General features: G+C 69.4%; 16 protein-coding genes. 6 read left to right on the plus strand and 10 right to left on the minus strand.

What is annotated here, in order from left to right; genetic code table 11:
* The first annotated feature begins 370 nt into the window (after positions 1 to 370).
* Positions 371 to 802 carry a nucleoside deaminase gene (locus HEQ16_07535; GenBank protein ID MCO4053892.1) on the plus strand — a complete coding sequence of 144 codons (432 nt, stop codon included), beginning with the start codon at positions 371 to 373 and terminating at the stop codon, positions 800 to 802.
* 24 nt (positions 803 to 826) lie between these two features.
* Here the strand turns inward: HEQ16_07535 and HEQ16_07540 are convergent, their stop codons facing one another.
* Positions 827 to 1,648, minus strand: a complete 822-nt coding sequence (locus HEQ16_07540; GenBank protein MCO4053893.1) for a dienelactone hydrolase family protein — start codon at positions 1,646 to 1,648, stop codon at positions 827 to 829.
* Between the two features lie 318 nt (positions 1,649 to 1,966).
* Here HEQ16_07540 and HEQ16_07545 point away from each other — a divergent pair, with 318 nt between their 5' ends.
* On the plus strand, positions 1,967 to 2,191 hold the full coding sequence (locus HEQ16_07545) for a DUF2093 domain-containing protein (GenBank protein MCO4053894.1): 225 nt from the start codon (positions 1,967 to 1,969) through the stop codon (positions 2,189 to 2,191).
* A gap of 10 nt (positions 2,192 to 2,201) precedes the next feature.
* Here HEQ16_07545 and HEQ16_07550 read toward each other — a convergent pair whose 3' ends face one another.
* The 5 genes from HEQ16_07550 to HEQ16_07570 form a co-directional block, all read right to left on the minus strand.
* Positions 2,202 to 3,227, minus strand: coding sequence for a tetraacyldisaccharide 4'-kinase (locus HEQ16_07550; GenBank protein MCO4053895.1), 1,026 nt, complete (start codon positions 3,225 to 3,227; stop codon positions 2,202 to 2,204).
* Positions 3,227 to 4,519, minus strand: a complete 1,293-nt coding sequence (locus HEQ16_07555; GenBank protein MCO4053896.1) for a 3-deoxy-D-manno-octulosonic acid transferase — start codon at positions 4,517 to 4,519, stop codon at positions 3,227 to 3,229. The genes HEQ16_07550 and HEQ16_07555 overlap by 1 nt, the downstream gene beginning before the upstream one ends.
* A 10-nt stretch (positions 4,520 to 4,529) precedes the next feature.
* A complete protein-coding gene (locus HEQ16_07560) occupies positions 4,530 to 5,375 on the minus strand; it encodes a lysophospholipid acyltransferase family protein (protein ID MCO4053897.1) in 846 nt (281 codons plus the stop codon).
* Positions 5,311 to 5,547, minus strand: coding sequence for a DUF4170 domain-containing protein (locus HEQ16_07565; GenBank protein MCO4053898.1), 237 nt, complete (start codon positions 5,545 to 5,547; stop codon positions 5,311 to 5,313). Before HEQ16_07565 ends, HEQ16_07560 begins: the two co-directional genes overlap by 65 nt.
* 115 nt (positions 5,548 to 5,662) lie before the next feature.
* The gene (locus tag HEQ16_07570; GenBank protein MCO4053899.1) at positions 5,663 to 6,490 is read right to left on the minus strand and encodes a 3'(2'),5'-bisphosphate nucleotidase CysQ; all 828 of its coding nucleotides are present in this window, start codon (positions 6,488 to 6,490) and stop codon (positions 5,663 to 5,665) included.
* A gap of 199 nt (positions 6,491 to 6,689) precedes the next feature.
* On the opposite strand from HEQ16_07570, the gene HEQ16_07575 reads away from it, so the two are divergent.
* Complete coding sequence (locus HEQ16_07575; GenBank protein MCO4053900.1) at positions 6,690 to 7,238, plus strand: hypothetical protein; 549 nt, start codon at positions 6,690 to 6,692, stop codon at positions 7,236 to 7,238.
* Between the two features lie 12 nt (positions 7,239 to 7,250).
* Here HEQ16_07575 and HEQ16_07580 read toward each other — a convergent pair whose 3' ends face one another.
* Both HEQ16_07580 and HEQ16_07585 read right to left on the minus strand, forming a co-directional pair.
* Positions 7,251 to 8,228 (minus strand): 4-hydroxybenzoate octaprenyltransferase, encoded by a 978-nt coding sequence (locus tag HEQ16_07580; GenBank protein MCO4053901.1) that lies wholly within the window; start codon positions 8,226 to 8,228, stop codon positions 7,251 to 7,253.
* On the minus strand, positions 8,201 to 8,788 hold the full coding sequence (locus HEQ16_07585) for a hypothetical protein (protein MCO4053902.1): 588 nt from the start codon (positions 8,786 to 8,788) through the stop codon (positions 8,201 to 8,203). Before HEQ16_07585 ends, HEQ16_07580 begins: the two co-directional genes overlap by 28 nt.
* A 157-nt stretch (positions 8,789 to 8,945) precedes the next feature.
* Here HEQ16_07585 and HEQ16_07590 point away from each other — a divergent pair, with 157 nt between their 5' ends.
* Together HEQ16_07590 and HEQ16_07595 are read left to right on the plus strand one after the other, a co-directional pair.
* Entirely contained in the window at positions 8,946 to 9,731 is a 786-nt protein-coding gene (locus tag HEQ16_07590) for a 16S rRNA (uracil(1498)-N(3))-methyltransferase (GenBank protein ID MCO4053903.1), read from the plus strand.
* A 588-nt stretch (positions 9,732 to 10,319) separates the two neighbouring features.
* Positions 10,320 to 11,693, plus strand: coding sequence for a glutamate--cysteine ligase (locus HEQ16_07595; protein MCO4053904.1), 1,374 nt, complete (start codon positions 10,320 to 10,322; stop codon positions 11,691 to 11,693).
* A 239-nt stretch (positions 11,694 to 11,932) separates the two neighbouring features.
* On the opposite strand, the gene HEQ16_07600 is transcribed toward HEQ16_07595, so the two are convergent.
* Positions 11,933 to 12,820: a LysR family transcriptional regulator gene (locus HEQ16_07600; protein ID MCO4053905.1), complete on the minus strand. Its 888-nt coding sequence runs from the start codon at positions 12,818 to 12,820 to the stop codon at positions 11,933 to 11,935.
* A 130-nt stretch (positions 12,821 to 12,950) separates the two neighbouring features.
* Here HEQ16_07600 and HEQ16_07605 point away from each other — a divergent pair, with 130 nt between their 5' ends.
* A complete protein-coding gene (locus tag HEQ16_07605; GenBank protein ID MCO4053906.1) occupies positions 12,951 to 13,316 on the plus strand; it encodes a DUF1127 domain-containing protein in 366 nt (121 codons plus the stop codon).
* 18 nt (positions 13,317 to 13,334) lie between these two features.
* Here HEQ16_07605 and HEQ16_07610 read toward each other — a convergent pair whose 3' ends face one another.
* Entirely contained in the window at positions 13,335 to 14,126 is a 792-nt protein-coding gene (locus HEQ16_07610) for a DUF937 domain-containing protein (protein ID MCO4053907.1), read from the minus strand.
* Positions 14,127 to 14,137: the final 11 nt, after the last annotated feature.

Here is a 14,137-nt window from a genome sequence, read left to right on the forward strand (position 1 = left end):
CGCGCGGTGCGTCCCGGCCTTCGCCGCGAAACTCGCTGCGAAACTCGCCGCGAGCGCCGGTGCCCTTGAAGCCGCCCGGGCCACGTGGCCCGGCCTTGAAGCCGCCGCCCTTGAAGCCGCCGCCATCACGCCCGCCCTTGTCGCGCCCGCCGCCGCCGCCGGGTTTGCGCGGTCCGCGCGGTCCACGTCTGTTGTCGTCGTCGCTCATGGCTGGATCACTGGCGGTTGAGGCGCTGTCGCCGAGGCCCCGCAGCCATCATGGCGGCGTCTTCGGCTTATCTGTGCAGGTCGCGCGTGGTATCAGGCTTTTCCCCGTCCTGCGAGAAAAATCCCGAAACCGCCCATGCCAGCGCCAGCCACCCCCTCGCCGATGCAGCAGGCGCTAGCCGAGGCCCAGGCCGCCGCGGGCCGCGGCGAAGTGCCCGTCGGGGCAGTCATCACGCGGGCGGGCATCGTCATCGCCGCGGCCGGCAACCGCACGCGCGAGCTGGGCGACCCCACGGCCCATGCCGAGATGCTGGCCATCCGCATGGCCTGCGAGGCGCTGGGCGAGGAGCGGCTCAACGGCTGCGATCTTCACGTCACGCTCGAGCCCTGCCCGATGTGCGCGGGGGCGATCTCGTTTGCCCGCATCCGCCGGCTCTATTTCGGCGCGGCTGACCCCAAGGGCGGCGCGGTCGAAAGCGGCGTCAGGCTCTATGCGGCGCCGACCTGCCACCACGCGCCGGAGGTCTATGGCGGCCTTGCCGAAGCCGAGGCTGCGGCGCTGCTGCGCGATTTCTTCAAGGATCGGCGGGGTTGAGCCGGGTGGTGCGGCGCATGCCGCCTAGCGCGCGAGGAAGGCCGGCACGCGCACCAGCGCGTCCGCCCGCGCTTCGGGGTTGGTGCCGGCGGTGGCCCTGCCGTCGCCCCGGGCTGAGAATGCAAGATCGGTGCGCTCGGTCAGCCGCCGCTGCGGGTGGTCGAAATCGTGAAAGGCGTTCTTGTAGAGCTTGATCTCCACCGCCTCGCCGCGCGCGACGGCCGCCTTCGCCAGCGCCTGGCAGGGCGCCGCCGGCGTCCAGTCATCGGCCTCGCCGATCAGGATCAGCAGCGGCAGCCGCGCGCTGAACTGGGGCGACTCCACCTGCGAGCGGCAACCGGGATAGAAGGCGACGGCGCGGGCGATGTCCGGGCGGCCATCGGCCGGCCTGCGGTCGCGCCGGACGGCGGCGAGCACGGTGGCGCCGCCATTGGACCAGCCGATCAGCGAGATCGCGCTGCTCTTCACGTCGCTGCGCGCTTGCAGCCAGGCCTTCGCGGCCAGCACGTCGGCCACGCGCTCGCGGCTGGCGCGCACCGTGCGGCTGACGATGCCGCATTGCGCGCCCAGCCCGCGCGAACGGAAGCTGTCGGGCATCAGCACCATGAAGCCGGCCCTGGCCAGCATCTGGCCCCAGTCGGCATGGCGCGCGGAGGGCGCGCCGGATGAATTGAACAGGCCGCCGCAGCCATGCAGCGCGATCACGCCCGGATGCGGCCCCGGCCCGTCCGGCTGATACAAAACCGCTGTCAGCTCCACATCCTCGCCGGGCACGCGCACCAGCGTCTGCGCCGAGGCCGCAAGGGGAAGCGCGCCAAGGGGAAGCATCACGAACAGGGCCGCCATTGCCTGCGCCACGAGGCGAGCGCCCGCGCCACGGGCCTTGCGGCTTTCAGGAGCCCGATCAGCGATCGTTCCGCCCCGTTCGGGACGGCGAAGCAGGGTCAGGAGCATGGCGACGTCATCGAGGGACCTGCGGGCTGGAGCTTTTCCAGTCTCATGCCCCATTTTCATCCTTGCCATGAGAAGGGCAAGCGTGTTTTCCCATTTTGGCGTGATGGAGAGCGTCTGGCCCGTCAAAAAACCCATGCGCGGCCAGATGGCAGGGTTTGGGGCCGAGCAATCGACGGCTGAAACGGAGCGGCAGCTCGCAAGGATACAGGCATGAACCGGCATGAACCCCCTCTGCTTGGCGGCCAGGAAGCGGTGCTTGATTACGGCGACGGGGAATTCGTCGTGATCCGCCAGGGGCAGTTCGTGCGCTGCGCCGTCACCGGCGTGCGCATACTGCTCGAGGATCTGCGCTACTGGTCGGTGGACCTCAACGAGCCTTACGCCTCGCCCGAGGCGGTGCTGCAGCGCGTGCGCCAGCAGGGCAAGGCCGGCTGAGCGGCGGGCTTCAATCCCGCAGACGCGCCGGGTCCATCAGCGCCTCGTCAAGCAGCGCTTCGAGCACATCCGCTCCATCCGTCAGCGCAAGGCTCACCGGCACCACGATCAGCCGCTCGCGCAGCGCCTGCGGCATGGCGGCGCCGATGCGGGCCTCGTCCTTCTCGGTTGTGGCCACCATCAGCCCGCGCGTCGCGGCGCGGCTCGCCAGCGCCGCGAGTTCATCCGCGCCATAGGGCGCATGGTCCGCCACCAGATGCCGCTCCGCCACCTCGGCGCCGCAAGCCTCGAGCGTGGCGATGAACTTGGCGGGCAGCCCGATCCCCGCCATGGCGATCACGCGCCGGCCAGCAAGCCGTGAAGCGGCCTCCGGCGCCGGTTCAAGCCGTCCCCGCAGGAGCGGCGTCGCGCCGGGGTTGCGGCCGAGGGCAGCCGCCGCGCGCGTCCCGGCCTCGCCATCGCCGATGATCAGAGCCGCTGCAATGAACGGCTGCTGGGCCGCCACAGGCGCGCGCAGCGGCCCGGCCGGAAAGCAGAGCCCGTTGCCGAAGCCGGTTGCGGCGTCGATGACCGCGATGGAGAGCGACTTGGAAAGGGCTGGGTTCTGCAGCCCGTCATCCATGATGATGACGCTTGCGCCGGCCTCGGCCGCCATACGGGCGCCCGCCACGCGGTCGGGCGAGACGATCGTGGGCGCCACGCGCGCGAGCAGCAACGGCTCGTCGCCGGCCTGCCCAGCGCCGTGGCGCCCGGGCTCGACACGCATTGCGGCATTGACCCGCGCGCCATAGCCGCGCGTGAGGAAGACAGGCCGCTCCCCCCGCGCCATGAGCCGCTGGGCGACATGGATCGCGGCCGGGGTCTTGCCCGAGCCGCCGGTCGTGAAGTTGCCTATGCAGATCAGAGGGCAGGGCGGGGACGCGCCCTGCCGCCGCATCCGGGCCGCAGTGATCCGGCCATAGAGCGCGCCGATCGCCGACAGGGCGAGCGCGGCTGCGGTGACATCGGCCCGCCACCAGAAGCCGGGCGGCTTCATCAGGCCTCCGCCCGGGCGAGTGCGGCGCGCGCCAGCAGCGGGTCGAGCGCTGTCATCACGCGGTCGGCGGCGCCGGTGAACTCGCCCACGATCTGCCCCGCCTGCCGCCCCGCGCCCCGCGCCTCGGACGGATGGCTGAGCCAGTGCAGCAACTGCCCGGCAAGGGCGCCGGCGTCCGGCGTCTTCACCGCGCCGCCCTTTTCGTTGAGCGAGGCATAGACATCGGTGAAGTTGTGCACATGCGGCCCATGCAGGATGGCCGCGCCCAGCTTGGCCGGCTCAATAGGGTTCTGCCCGCCATGGGGCACGAGCGAGCCGCCGAGATAGGCAATCGGCGCCAGCCTGTAGAACAGGCCCAGCTCGCCCACCGTGTCGGCGACATAAAGGTCCACCGCGCTGTCCGGCACGTCGCCGAGCGAGCGGCGACCGGTGGCGACGCCCATGGAGCGCGCCAGAGCCTCGATGTCAGCGCCGCGCTGCGGATGTCGGGGCGCGAGGATGGTGAGCAGCTTCGGCAGGCGCTCCGCCACCCGCCGGTGCGCGTTGATGATGAACTGGTCCTCGCCCGGATGCGTGCTCGCCGCGATCCAGATCGGCCGGCCGCCGGTGGCGCCCTCGAGCAGCGCGAGCATGGCCGGGTCTGCGGGCGGGGGCGAGACGTCATACTTGAGGTTGCCGCCAAGCGCGATGCGCGGCGCGCCGAGGCGCGAGTAGCGCTCGCCGTCCAGCCGCGACTGCGCCATCACCACATCGAAACGCGCGAGCAGGGCCCGCGCCATCGCCGGCTGGCGCGACCACCGTTCATAAGAGCGCTCGGACATCCTTCCGTTGAGCAGCATCAGCGGAATGCCGGCCTCGCCCGCCTCGATCAGCATGTTGGGCCAAAGCTCGGACTCGGCGATCAGGCCCACATCGGGCCGCCAGTAGCGGAGGAAACTGCGCATGAAGCCGGGTGCATCGAGCGGAATGAACTGGTGGATCGAGGCGGCGGGCAGCCGCTCCGCCATCACGCGGGCCGAGGTCAGCGTGCCCGATGTGACAAGCACCGTGTAGCCACGCGCCATCAGCCGCTCGACGATCGGCGTCATGGAGATGGTTTCGCCCACGCTTGCGCCGTGGATCCAGACCAGCCTGCCATCGGGGCGCTTGCGGCCGGGCACGCCCTTGCGCTCGCCGAGGCGCGCTGGGTCTTCCTTGCCCTTCTTGAGCCTGTGGCCGAGGATGAGGCCTGCGGCCGGCTGGGCCAGGCGCGTCGCCATCCGGTAGGCCTTGAGTTGCCAGGGGCTTCTCATGCGGGCGCCATCATGATGGCATGGCTGCGGCGCGCCCGGCCGTGGCGCCGGCGCGCTGCCGGTTGGGCGCGATGAGGTGCGCGGCGGGGTCTTCGCGGCCGACAAGGGCGAAGGCCCGTTCATGAACGGCATCCAGTCCAAGTTCGACCGCCCGCCGCGCCGCTTCGATCATGCCGGCATCGGCCTCGCGCGCGATATGGATAGCGTCTCCCACCACGATGCCGCATCGGCCGAAGGGCAGGCCAATCGTCGTCGCGTCCCAGTTCGACGCGCTGTAGCGCCGGCTGGTGACCACGGCCACCGGATAGATCGGCCGCCCCGTGACCTGCGCCAGCTTGACGATGCCCGTCCCGGCCACGCGGGCCACCTTTGGCACATCGGCTGTGAGCACCATGGTCTGCCCCTGCATGATCGCCCTGACCATCGCGAAGAAGGCGCTGGCCCCGCCCTTCTCGCGCACCTTGCGGCCATGTGCGCCGGAGCCGCGGATGGTGCCGATGCCCAGTTCGCGCAGCGCGATCGCGTTGAACTCGCCATCGCCATGGCGCGAGACCAGAGAGCTGGCAGGCATCCACTCGGGCCGCCCGAAGGGCACCATCAGATGCTGGCCATGCCACATGGCCACGATCACCGGCAGGTCTGGCCTGACGCATCGCTCATAGACGCCCTCGGGCTCGATGATGATGCGGTTGGTGCGGCGCACGAGCTTGAGATAGCCCGCGAGCAGGCGGCCGAGCGCCTCCTGCAACAGGGGCTTCTTGAGGATCGCGAGCGCCACGGGGCCCCAGCCCTCAGCCGGCCCTGGAGGGATCAAGCAGCCGGTGCAGGTGCACCACGAAGTAGCGCATATGGGCATTGTCCACGGTGGCCTGCGCCTTGGCCTTCCAGGCGGCGTGGGCGCTGGCATAGTTGGGGAACACCCCGACGATGTCGAGCTTTGACAGGTCCTTGAACTCGACGCCGTCGAGATGGGTGAGTTCCCCGCCGAAGACGAGGTGGGGCAATTGCCTGGCGGCGGCTTCGGTCATGGGCGTTCCGTGCGGTCGAAGGGCGGACGCCTGCGAGATAGCCTATCCCGCCTGCGCTTGCGAGGGGGATTTGCGATGCTTCAGGCCAAGGTTCAGGTGGCCAAGCGGGCGCGCCTCAGCGCCGCCCGAAGCTGGCCTCCCGCATGGCGGCGGCGGCCTCGAGCAGGCCCGGATGCAGCGCCTGGCCCGCCGCAACGAGTGTGGCGTGCACGGGCCGCTCGCGGTTGTAGCGCAGCTTCGCGCCATCGAGGCTGGTCAGCAGGCCGCCCGCCTCGCGCAAGATGAGATCGGCGGCGGCGAGGTCCCAGTCACGGCTGTCGGCCGAGACAAGCCCGCCGTGGAGCGAGCCATCAGCGATGCGGGCGATGCGCAGCGCCAGCGATGGAACCCTGGGCTGCGGCTCCAGCGGATAGCCTGGCGCCAGAGCGTCCAGCATGGGCTTGGGGCCCGCAAGCCTGGGCGCGGCGCCTTTTCCGGGAACGGAGGCGATGATTTTCATGCCATTGCCAGTGGCGCCCTGTCCGGCGATGGCCTGGTAGGTCATGCCGATGGCCGGCGCGTGGACGACGCCAAGGACGGGCTCGTTGTCGAGCAGCAGCGCCACGCAGACGCACCAATCCGGCACGCCGGCCATGAAGGCGCGCGTGCCGTCGATCGGGTCCACCACCCAGACCAGGCTCCGCGTCAGGCGCGCCGGATCATCGGCCGTCTCTTCCGAAAGCCAGCCCGCCTCGGGCAGCGCCATGGCGCAGCTCACCTTGAGGAAGGCATCGACGCTGGTGTCCGCCTCGGTGACGGGCGAGCCGCCCTGCTTTGTCCAGACACGGGCCGAAGTGGCGGCGCCGGGGTTGAAATGGCGCATCGCCATCTCCCCTGCCGCCACCGCCGATCGGTGCGCCATGGCGGCAAGTTCGGGCAGGCGTTCGAGCACGGAACAGGTCATCGGCCTCTTTACGGCTGGAACGCGCTTTCCGGCAAGCCGATAAGCATCCGTCAAGCATGTGCGGGGAAAGCCCCGGCGCAACGCCCCCTTAACGCAATGCCTTAAGCCCATGGCCACCTGCTGCGCGCATGGTTTGCCTGCAAGAGCGAGGCCGCACCTCAAAAAAAGCGGCCCGCCTTCAGGGAAAACGAGGCTTCAAATGGCGAACAATGCGCCGGCATACGGGTCTGGCCGCCACACGCGGCCAGACCCGCTCATCCAGATCGGCCCGGCCCGCGAGAATGAGCGCGACCCGGTTGCGGCGGCTCCGGCCGCCCTGATCGACTGGTCCGCTCCGCTGAAGCGCCTGGAAGGCGTCCGGATCATCCGCGAGGGCGCAGCCTGGCAGGGCGTCGGGCTCCGGCTTCAGAGCCATGATCCTGCATCGATGCTTTTCGAGGTGTTTCTCACCGCAGGCGGCGGGCGCAACCTGGTGGTCGCCGTCATCGACGAGGACGAGGCTGTGGCCGTCTGGCGCTCCATCGGCCGCTCGACCGGGTTGCCGCTGCTGCTGATGGCCGCCGACGGCTCGGTCTGTGAGCCTTATCCGCAGCTTGGCGCCGTGGCGCTGGGGCCGTTCCACATGCGCCGGCAGCACTCCTTCCTGCGCCACCGCCGTCCGCGCTTTCTGGCGCGGCGCAAGGCGGCGCGCTTCGGCATCGGCCCGGTCGCGGTCAATGGCGTCGAAATGTCGGGCGGCGGCCGCTGAACGGTCCGCGCCTCAGCCGAACAGCAGCCTGACCGCCGGATCGAGGCAAAGCCCCGCCGCCAGCAGAAGGCCGGCATCGCGGTTCGACTTGAACAGCGCCAGCGCCTTCGCCGGGGCCACCCTGGGCAAGGGCTTCACCTGCATGGCGAGATGCAGTGAGAACGCAGCCCAGCCCACCAAGGCGATGAAGCCCCCGCCCACCCCCAGTATGGCGAGCAGCGTCAGCCCGGATGCAAGCGCGTAGCACGCGCATATGGCGAGCCGCGTGTGGTCGCCAAACGTGCGGGCCGATGAGCGGATCCCCACCACCGCGTCATCCTCGATGTCTTGAAGCGCGTAGATCGTGTCATAGCCGATCGTCCAGAAAACGGCCGCGCCATAGAGCAGCACCGGCGCCCAGGCCAGCGAGCCGAACGCAGCGCTCCAGCCAACCAGCGCCCCCCAGGAGAAGGCGAGCCCCAGCACGGCCTGCGGCATGCCCGTGACGCGCTTCATGAAGGGATAGATGGCGACCACGAGCAAAGAGGATGCGCCAAGCATGATCGTGAAGCCGTTGAACTGGAGCAAAACGGCCAGGCCCGTGAAGCAAAGGAGCCCAAGCAGGACCACGGCCTGGAAAACCGTGACGTCCCCGGCCGGCAGCGGCCGGTTGCGCGTGCGCGCCACATGCCTGTCGAGGTCGCGATCGATGATGTCGTTGAAGGTGCAGCCTGCGCCGCGCATCGCCACCGCCCCGATGGCGAACAGCAGCATGTGCCAGGCTTGCGGCCAGGCTGGCCCTCCCGCGATGGCCGCAAGCCCGGCCGCCCACCAGCAGGGCAGGAGCAGAAGCCAGGAGCCGATCGGCCGATCAAGGCGTGCAAGCTTGAGATGGGGCCGCAGCCACGCCGGAGCGGCGGTGTCGACCCAGTTGCCGCGCGCCGCGTCCGGAAGGGGCGCGTTCGCCCCGCTGGACGCCTCGCTCACAGGGCGCCCTGGGGCACCCGCCATGGCTGCGAGGAGAAGCCGTCAGGGCCGCCGAATGCGCCGGCGCCGTTCTGCTGCACCTGCTGCTGCTGCTGGCGCGCGCGCTGCTGAAGCGCCGCCTGCTGCTGGGCTGCGCGGCAGGCCTGTCCGCGGACGCCCTGGACCTGCCTCTGGCCGGAGGTGAGATTGGTCATGAACTCGTCCGGGATCTGGCACCAGTCCTTGTTCTCGGTCGCGAAGGCGATGGTCCTGTTGCCGTTGTTCACCAGCGTCGTGAACAGGTTGCAGGCATTGGCCGGGTTGACGTTCTTTTTGCCCAGCCCGTTGATGCGCTTGAGGATGCCCTCGCGCTCCTGAAGCAGCTTGCCCAGATTGGCGCAGACGCCGGATTGGGCCTGGGCCGGCGCAGCCGCCAGCATCATCGCGCTGCACATGCCAGCGGCCAGTACAAGGCGCTTCAACATCGTCAACTCCTCCGAAAATCTGACCGCGCCGACCGAGCGCTGCGGCAGGCAGGCCGTCGCATCCGCCGGCGCCGGTTCCGCCTGGCGCTGTCTATAGCAGCGCGCAAGGCGCAGTTCCACCCGCCTTCTCCGCGCGCCTCGGGACAACTGCGCCGATGGCGCGCGGCATCCCTTTTTCGATCCGTTCAGAATCAGCCGCAACTATGGCATCACCGGAGCGCGGCCGATCACCCTCGCGTGAGGATGGCCCGGCGCGCCCCAACCCGGAGAGCCTGCCATGGGCCGCACCAGCGCACCACCCGACCGTGACGCCGAAGCCGGCGCGGCCGGCCCGCGCCTGTTCGTGACCGGCGATCTGGCGCAGGGCCTTGGCGTGGCGCTCGACCGCGCCCAGGCCAACTATCTGGGCAATGTGCTGCGGCTGGCGAGCGGCGGGACGGTTCTGGCCTTCAACGGTCGTCACGGGGAATGGCTCTGCCACCTTGTCGCGGTGAGCCGCAAGGAGCTTGCGCTGGAGCCGGCGCGTCAGCTCCGGCCGCAGCCGGCTGCGGGCGATCTGCACTATCTGTTCGCGCCGCTGAAATCGGCCCGCCTTGATTACATGGCGCAGAAGGCGGTGGAAATGGGCGCAAGCCTGCTTGCGCCCGTGCTGACGCGCCGCACCCAGGTCTCTCGCATCAATCTGGAGCGGCTGCACGCCAACGCCATCGAGGCCGCCGAACAGTGCGGCGTCCTCGCCGTTCCCACCATTGCGGCGGAGCAGAAGCTTGATCGCGCCATCGCGGCGCTCGAGCCGGAGCGCCGGCTGATCTTCTGCGACGAGGAGGCGCCGCTGGCCAATCCGGTCGAGGCGCTCGCCGGGCTGCCGCCGGCGCCGCTGGCGCTGCTGATCGGCCCGGAAGGCGGCTTCGACCCGGATGAACGCCGCCGGCTCGCGGCCAGGCCGAACACCGTGCGCATCTCGCTCGGCCCACGCATCCTGCGTGCCGACACCGCCGCCGTCGCGGCGCTCGCCATCGTTCAGTCCACATTGGGTGACTGGCGCGGGCCGCCCCGAGGCTGAACTCTTCGAAAGCGAGGCGATATCAGCCTTTTGCGCATTCGACGCCAGCGCCGTAACTGAGCCTTGTTGATAGGCATTGTTAGGTGGCGGCCGGAATGCATTCTGCGTCGGACCGGAGCCTAACCCGTGCAGGGCGCCATTCTGGCCAGCGAAACGCTCGCCGGGCCGCTCCCCGAAGGCCGCTCCCCGAAGGCCGCGCGGGCGGCCGCCATCCCGTGCTGCACTGACCGGGCGCGTGCGCCGCGCAGGCGCCGTTCCGCGCTCCGGTCTTGCGCCGACGCCAGATGCGGGCCGCGCTCGCCTCCCTGCGCCGCTCATGCAAAAGCACGGCCTGCGAGCAGCCAATCTGCACGCGGATCGTGGCTTTCGACGGAAGGGTTCAGGCTTCGCGCGCGATGATCCGCCCGGAGCCATCGGGCAACTATTGCATCCGTGCAAGATCTTAATGCCGAGCAATGGGCAGGATCATTGCATTGTCGCCAATTGCCCCATATCTGCCTCAATGAGTCCCGGGATCGGGGCGGATCGGGGCCGCTACCGCGGTGCCGGTACGCTCGGCACGGGCATGACCTCCAGCCCGAGATGTCCATGGCCCGCGATCAGTCCGATCCCACTCCGCTCGGTTCGCGCGATGCGCTGGTGGCGTGGATCGCTGCCGGCGAGAAGCCGCGTTCGGCCTTCCGGCTTGGCACCGAGCATGAGAAATTCCCTTTCTTCCGGGCCGATCTGTCGCCTGTCGCCTATGGCGGCCCCAAAGGCGGCATCCGTCGCCTGCTCGATGGGCTGTCCTGGCGTCTGGGCTGGGAGCCGATCATGGAGGGCGACCACCCGATCGGGCTTGTCGATCCGGTCGGCGGCGCCGCGATCTCACTGGAGCCGGGCGGGCAGTTCGAGCTGTCCGGCGCGGCGGTCGAGACGCTTCACCAGACCCGCGCGGAACTCGAGGCTCATCTCGCCGACATGAAGGCGCTGGCCGACCCCCTGGGCATAGGCTTTCTCGGGCTCGGCCATAGCCCTGGCTGGACCCTGGCCGAGACGCCCGTGATGCCCAAGGCGCGCTACCGAATCATGCGCGAATACATGCCGAAAGTCGGCACGCGCGGCCGGGACATGATGTTCCGAACCTCGACCGTGCAGGTCAATCTCGACTTTGCCGATGAGGCGGACATGGTGAAGAAGCTGCGCGTCAGCCTGGCGCTTCAGCCGGTCGCGACTGCGCTCTTCGCGGCTTCGCCCTTCACGGAAGGCCGGCTCAACGGCCTGCGCTCGATGCGCTCCGAGATCTGGCGCGACACCGACAACGCCCGTTCTGGAATGCTCGCCTTCGCCTTCGAGGATGGCATGGGCTATGAGCGCTATGTCGACTGGGCGCTCGACGTGCCGATGTATTTCGTCAAGCGCGGCCCGGTCTATCACGACGTGTCGGGCGGCTCCTTCCGCGATCTGATGGCCGGACGGCTCGACCGCGCCCCGGGCGAGCGCGCCACCATCGCCGATTGGGCCAACCACATGGGCACCCTCTTCCCCGAGGTGCGCCTCAAGCGCTATCTCGAGATGCGCGGCGCCGATGCTGGCTCCGCTGCCATGCTTGTGGCGCTGCCGGCCTTCTGGGTTGGTCTGCTCTATGACGAGGCCGCGCTCGATCAGGCCTGGCAGCTGGTCAGGGGCTGGAGCGCCGCAGAGCGCCAGGCGCTGCGTGACGACGTGCCCGCGCAGGCGCTGGAAGCGCGCATCGCCGGCCGCTCCGTCCGCGACATCGCGCGCGACGTGCTGGCCCTGTCTCGGCAGGGGCTGGCGCGCCGCGCCCGGCTTGACCCAGCCGCAGGAGATGAAACCCGCTATCTCGATCCGCTGGATGGGATCGTGGAGCGCGGCCGCACGGTGGCCGATGACCTCATCGCCGCCTACAAGGGCCCATGGCAGGGTTCCATAGATCCAGTCTTCGAGGCGACGGCTCTTTGAATGCGCAAGACTTTGTCCGGGAAAGATCGAGCCAAAGCCTTCACGACTTGCAAGGCACATGAGCCGGCCCTGGTCCGCCGCGCCTTCCGCCAGCCCTTGAAGAAGGGCGCCATGACAGGTTCAGTTCATGGACAAGGCAGCCACCCCAGCCACGTGATGCCGGGCACGTCAGCGCGCTGCGCCGCTTCCGGCATCCTTCCGGGCCTGCAACAGGCTGCACCGGGCGGCACGGGAGCAGCTTATTCCGCAGCCATGGCCGGTTTGAGGCTGGCGAGGTTGTCGAGGCTCTGCACGATGTGGTCGGCCAGCGCGTCGACCAGCGGCGAGACATCGCCCACCGCCCTCAGCAATCCGATCCGGCAGGTCGGCAGCGGCGGATAGCCGTCGCTCTGGCCCAGGATGCGCATCCCCGTCCGCACCGCGCTCTCGGGCAGCACAGAGACGGCCAGCCCCGCCATCACCGCCGCGCCCACGGCTGTCGAGTTCCAGCTGGCATAAAGAACGCGGAAGGGGCGGCCGCTGCGCTCCAGCGCCCCGGTGGCGGATTGCCGCCAGTTGCAGGTCGGCCGCCCGAGCGCCAGCGGCACCACCACCTCCTCATGCACCTGATGGCGCGCGGAGGTGACCCAGAGCAGTTGCTCCACCCGCACGATCTCGGCAGGCCCGCGCCGGTCGACATGGGTGATGATGGCCAGGTCGAGCTCCCCGGCCTGCAACTTCTCCACGAGATTGGGCGTCGGCTCGCACACCACCGTCACCTCGGCCTGCGGATTGGAGCGCGAGAAACGCGCCAGAATCTCGGGCAGATAGCGGTCGGCGTAGTCATCCGGCACGCCCAGATGCACCCTGCCCTTGAGTTCGGCATCGGTGAAGCTCGTCACGCATTCGAGGTTCAGCCGCACGATGCGGCGGGCATAGTCAAGCACCCGCTCGCCATCCTCGGTGAGCCGCGCATGGCGTCCGTCGCGTTCGAACAAAGGCCGCCCGATCCGCTCCTCGAGCCGCTTTATCTGCATCGACACGGCCGATTGCGTCTTGTGCACCACATCGGCGGCGCGGGTGAATGAGCCGGCGTCGACGATGGCTACGAAGGTGCGGAGCTGATCGGAATCAAGCAGGTGGGCCATTGCAGGTTCCATCAGAACGTGTGAACTTTAACATCATATCTATTCGTTATCCTGATGCAAGACTCGGCCTTAATGTTCGGATCGCCGCCCATGGGGGTTGGCTGCCGCCCCAAGCCTTCAGAGGATTGCCATGCTCATCCTGTCATCGGTCCTGTCCGCTGCGCCGCTGCGCGGCGCGCGCCGGCTTCTCGTCGGGCTGGCGTCTTTGCGCCGCGCCCTCAGCAACCGCATGGCGGTTCGCGAACTGGCGCATCTCGACGATCATGCCCTGAAGGACATCGGCCTTACCCGCAGCGATGTGAATGGCGCGCTCGGCGTGTCGATGCTGTCCGATCCATCCAGCGTGCTGGCGGACATCGCCGGCAGCGGGCATGGCCGCGCCATGCAGGCCCCTCGCGGCCAGGCTGGCGACGGCAAGGCTTTTGGCCCTGTCGGGGCCAAGGTCGCCCGCGCCGATGCGAAGGCTGGCGCGATGCCCGCCCGTATGTGCTGCTGAGGGTGAGGCGCTGCGCGTTCAGCGCTTGAGGAAGGCGTCGAAGATGGTCTGAAGGTTGGTCTGGTGCTGCTCCTGCACCTGCCGCCCTGTGTTGAACATGCCCGTCAGGGCCTCGAGGCCCATGGCTGCGGGGTCGAACCCGGCCTGCCGGGTCTGCGGCTGAGGCTGGGGCTGCCCTTGCGTCCCGCCCATCATGGCGCCCATCAGCCCGCCCAGCATGTCGCCCATGCCGCCGCCGCTCTGGGGCTGCGCCTGCCCGCCGCCCATCATGGAGCCGATCAGGTCGCCGATCGGGTTGCTGGAGGCCTGATTCTGGCCAAAGCCGCCGCCCTGCTGGCCGCCCATGCCTTGCGCGAGCTGGCCGAGGATGCCCCCAAGCCCCTGGTTGCTGGCGGATTTGAACAACCCGCCCATGATCATGGAAGCCACCACCGGCAGCATCGCCTTCAGCACCGCGGAGGACACGCCGCTCGCCATGGAGGCCTGATCGGCCAGGGCGCGGCTCATCTCCTTCGATCCGAAGAGCTGTCCGAGCACCTGGTTGCCCTCCTGCTGCAGGTGGTCGGGGATGCCGTCCCCATTGGCGTCCTCATAGGCCTGCTGTCCCGCCTGCGCGCCGGTCATCATGCCTGCCAGCTGGGAGAACATGTCCGGCGACTGGGTCTTGTTCCGAAGCCCCATGGAGAAAGCCGGAAGCAAGGCTTCCAGCGCGCTCTGCGTCTGCTGGGGCGAAATGCCGAACTGGCTGGACAGGTTGCCGACAGCCCGGCCACCCTGGGCCGCCTGCATGATCTCGAAAAGGTTCATCATGGACGTGTCCC

The sequence above is a fragment of the Bosea sp. (in: a-proteobacteria) genome (assembly GCA_023910605.1).
Classification (GTDB): Bacteria; Pseudomonadota; Alphaproteobacteria; order Rhizobiales; family Beijerinckiaceae; genus Allobosea.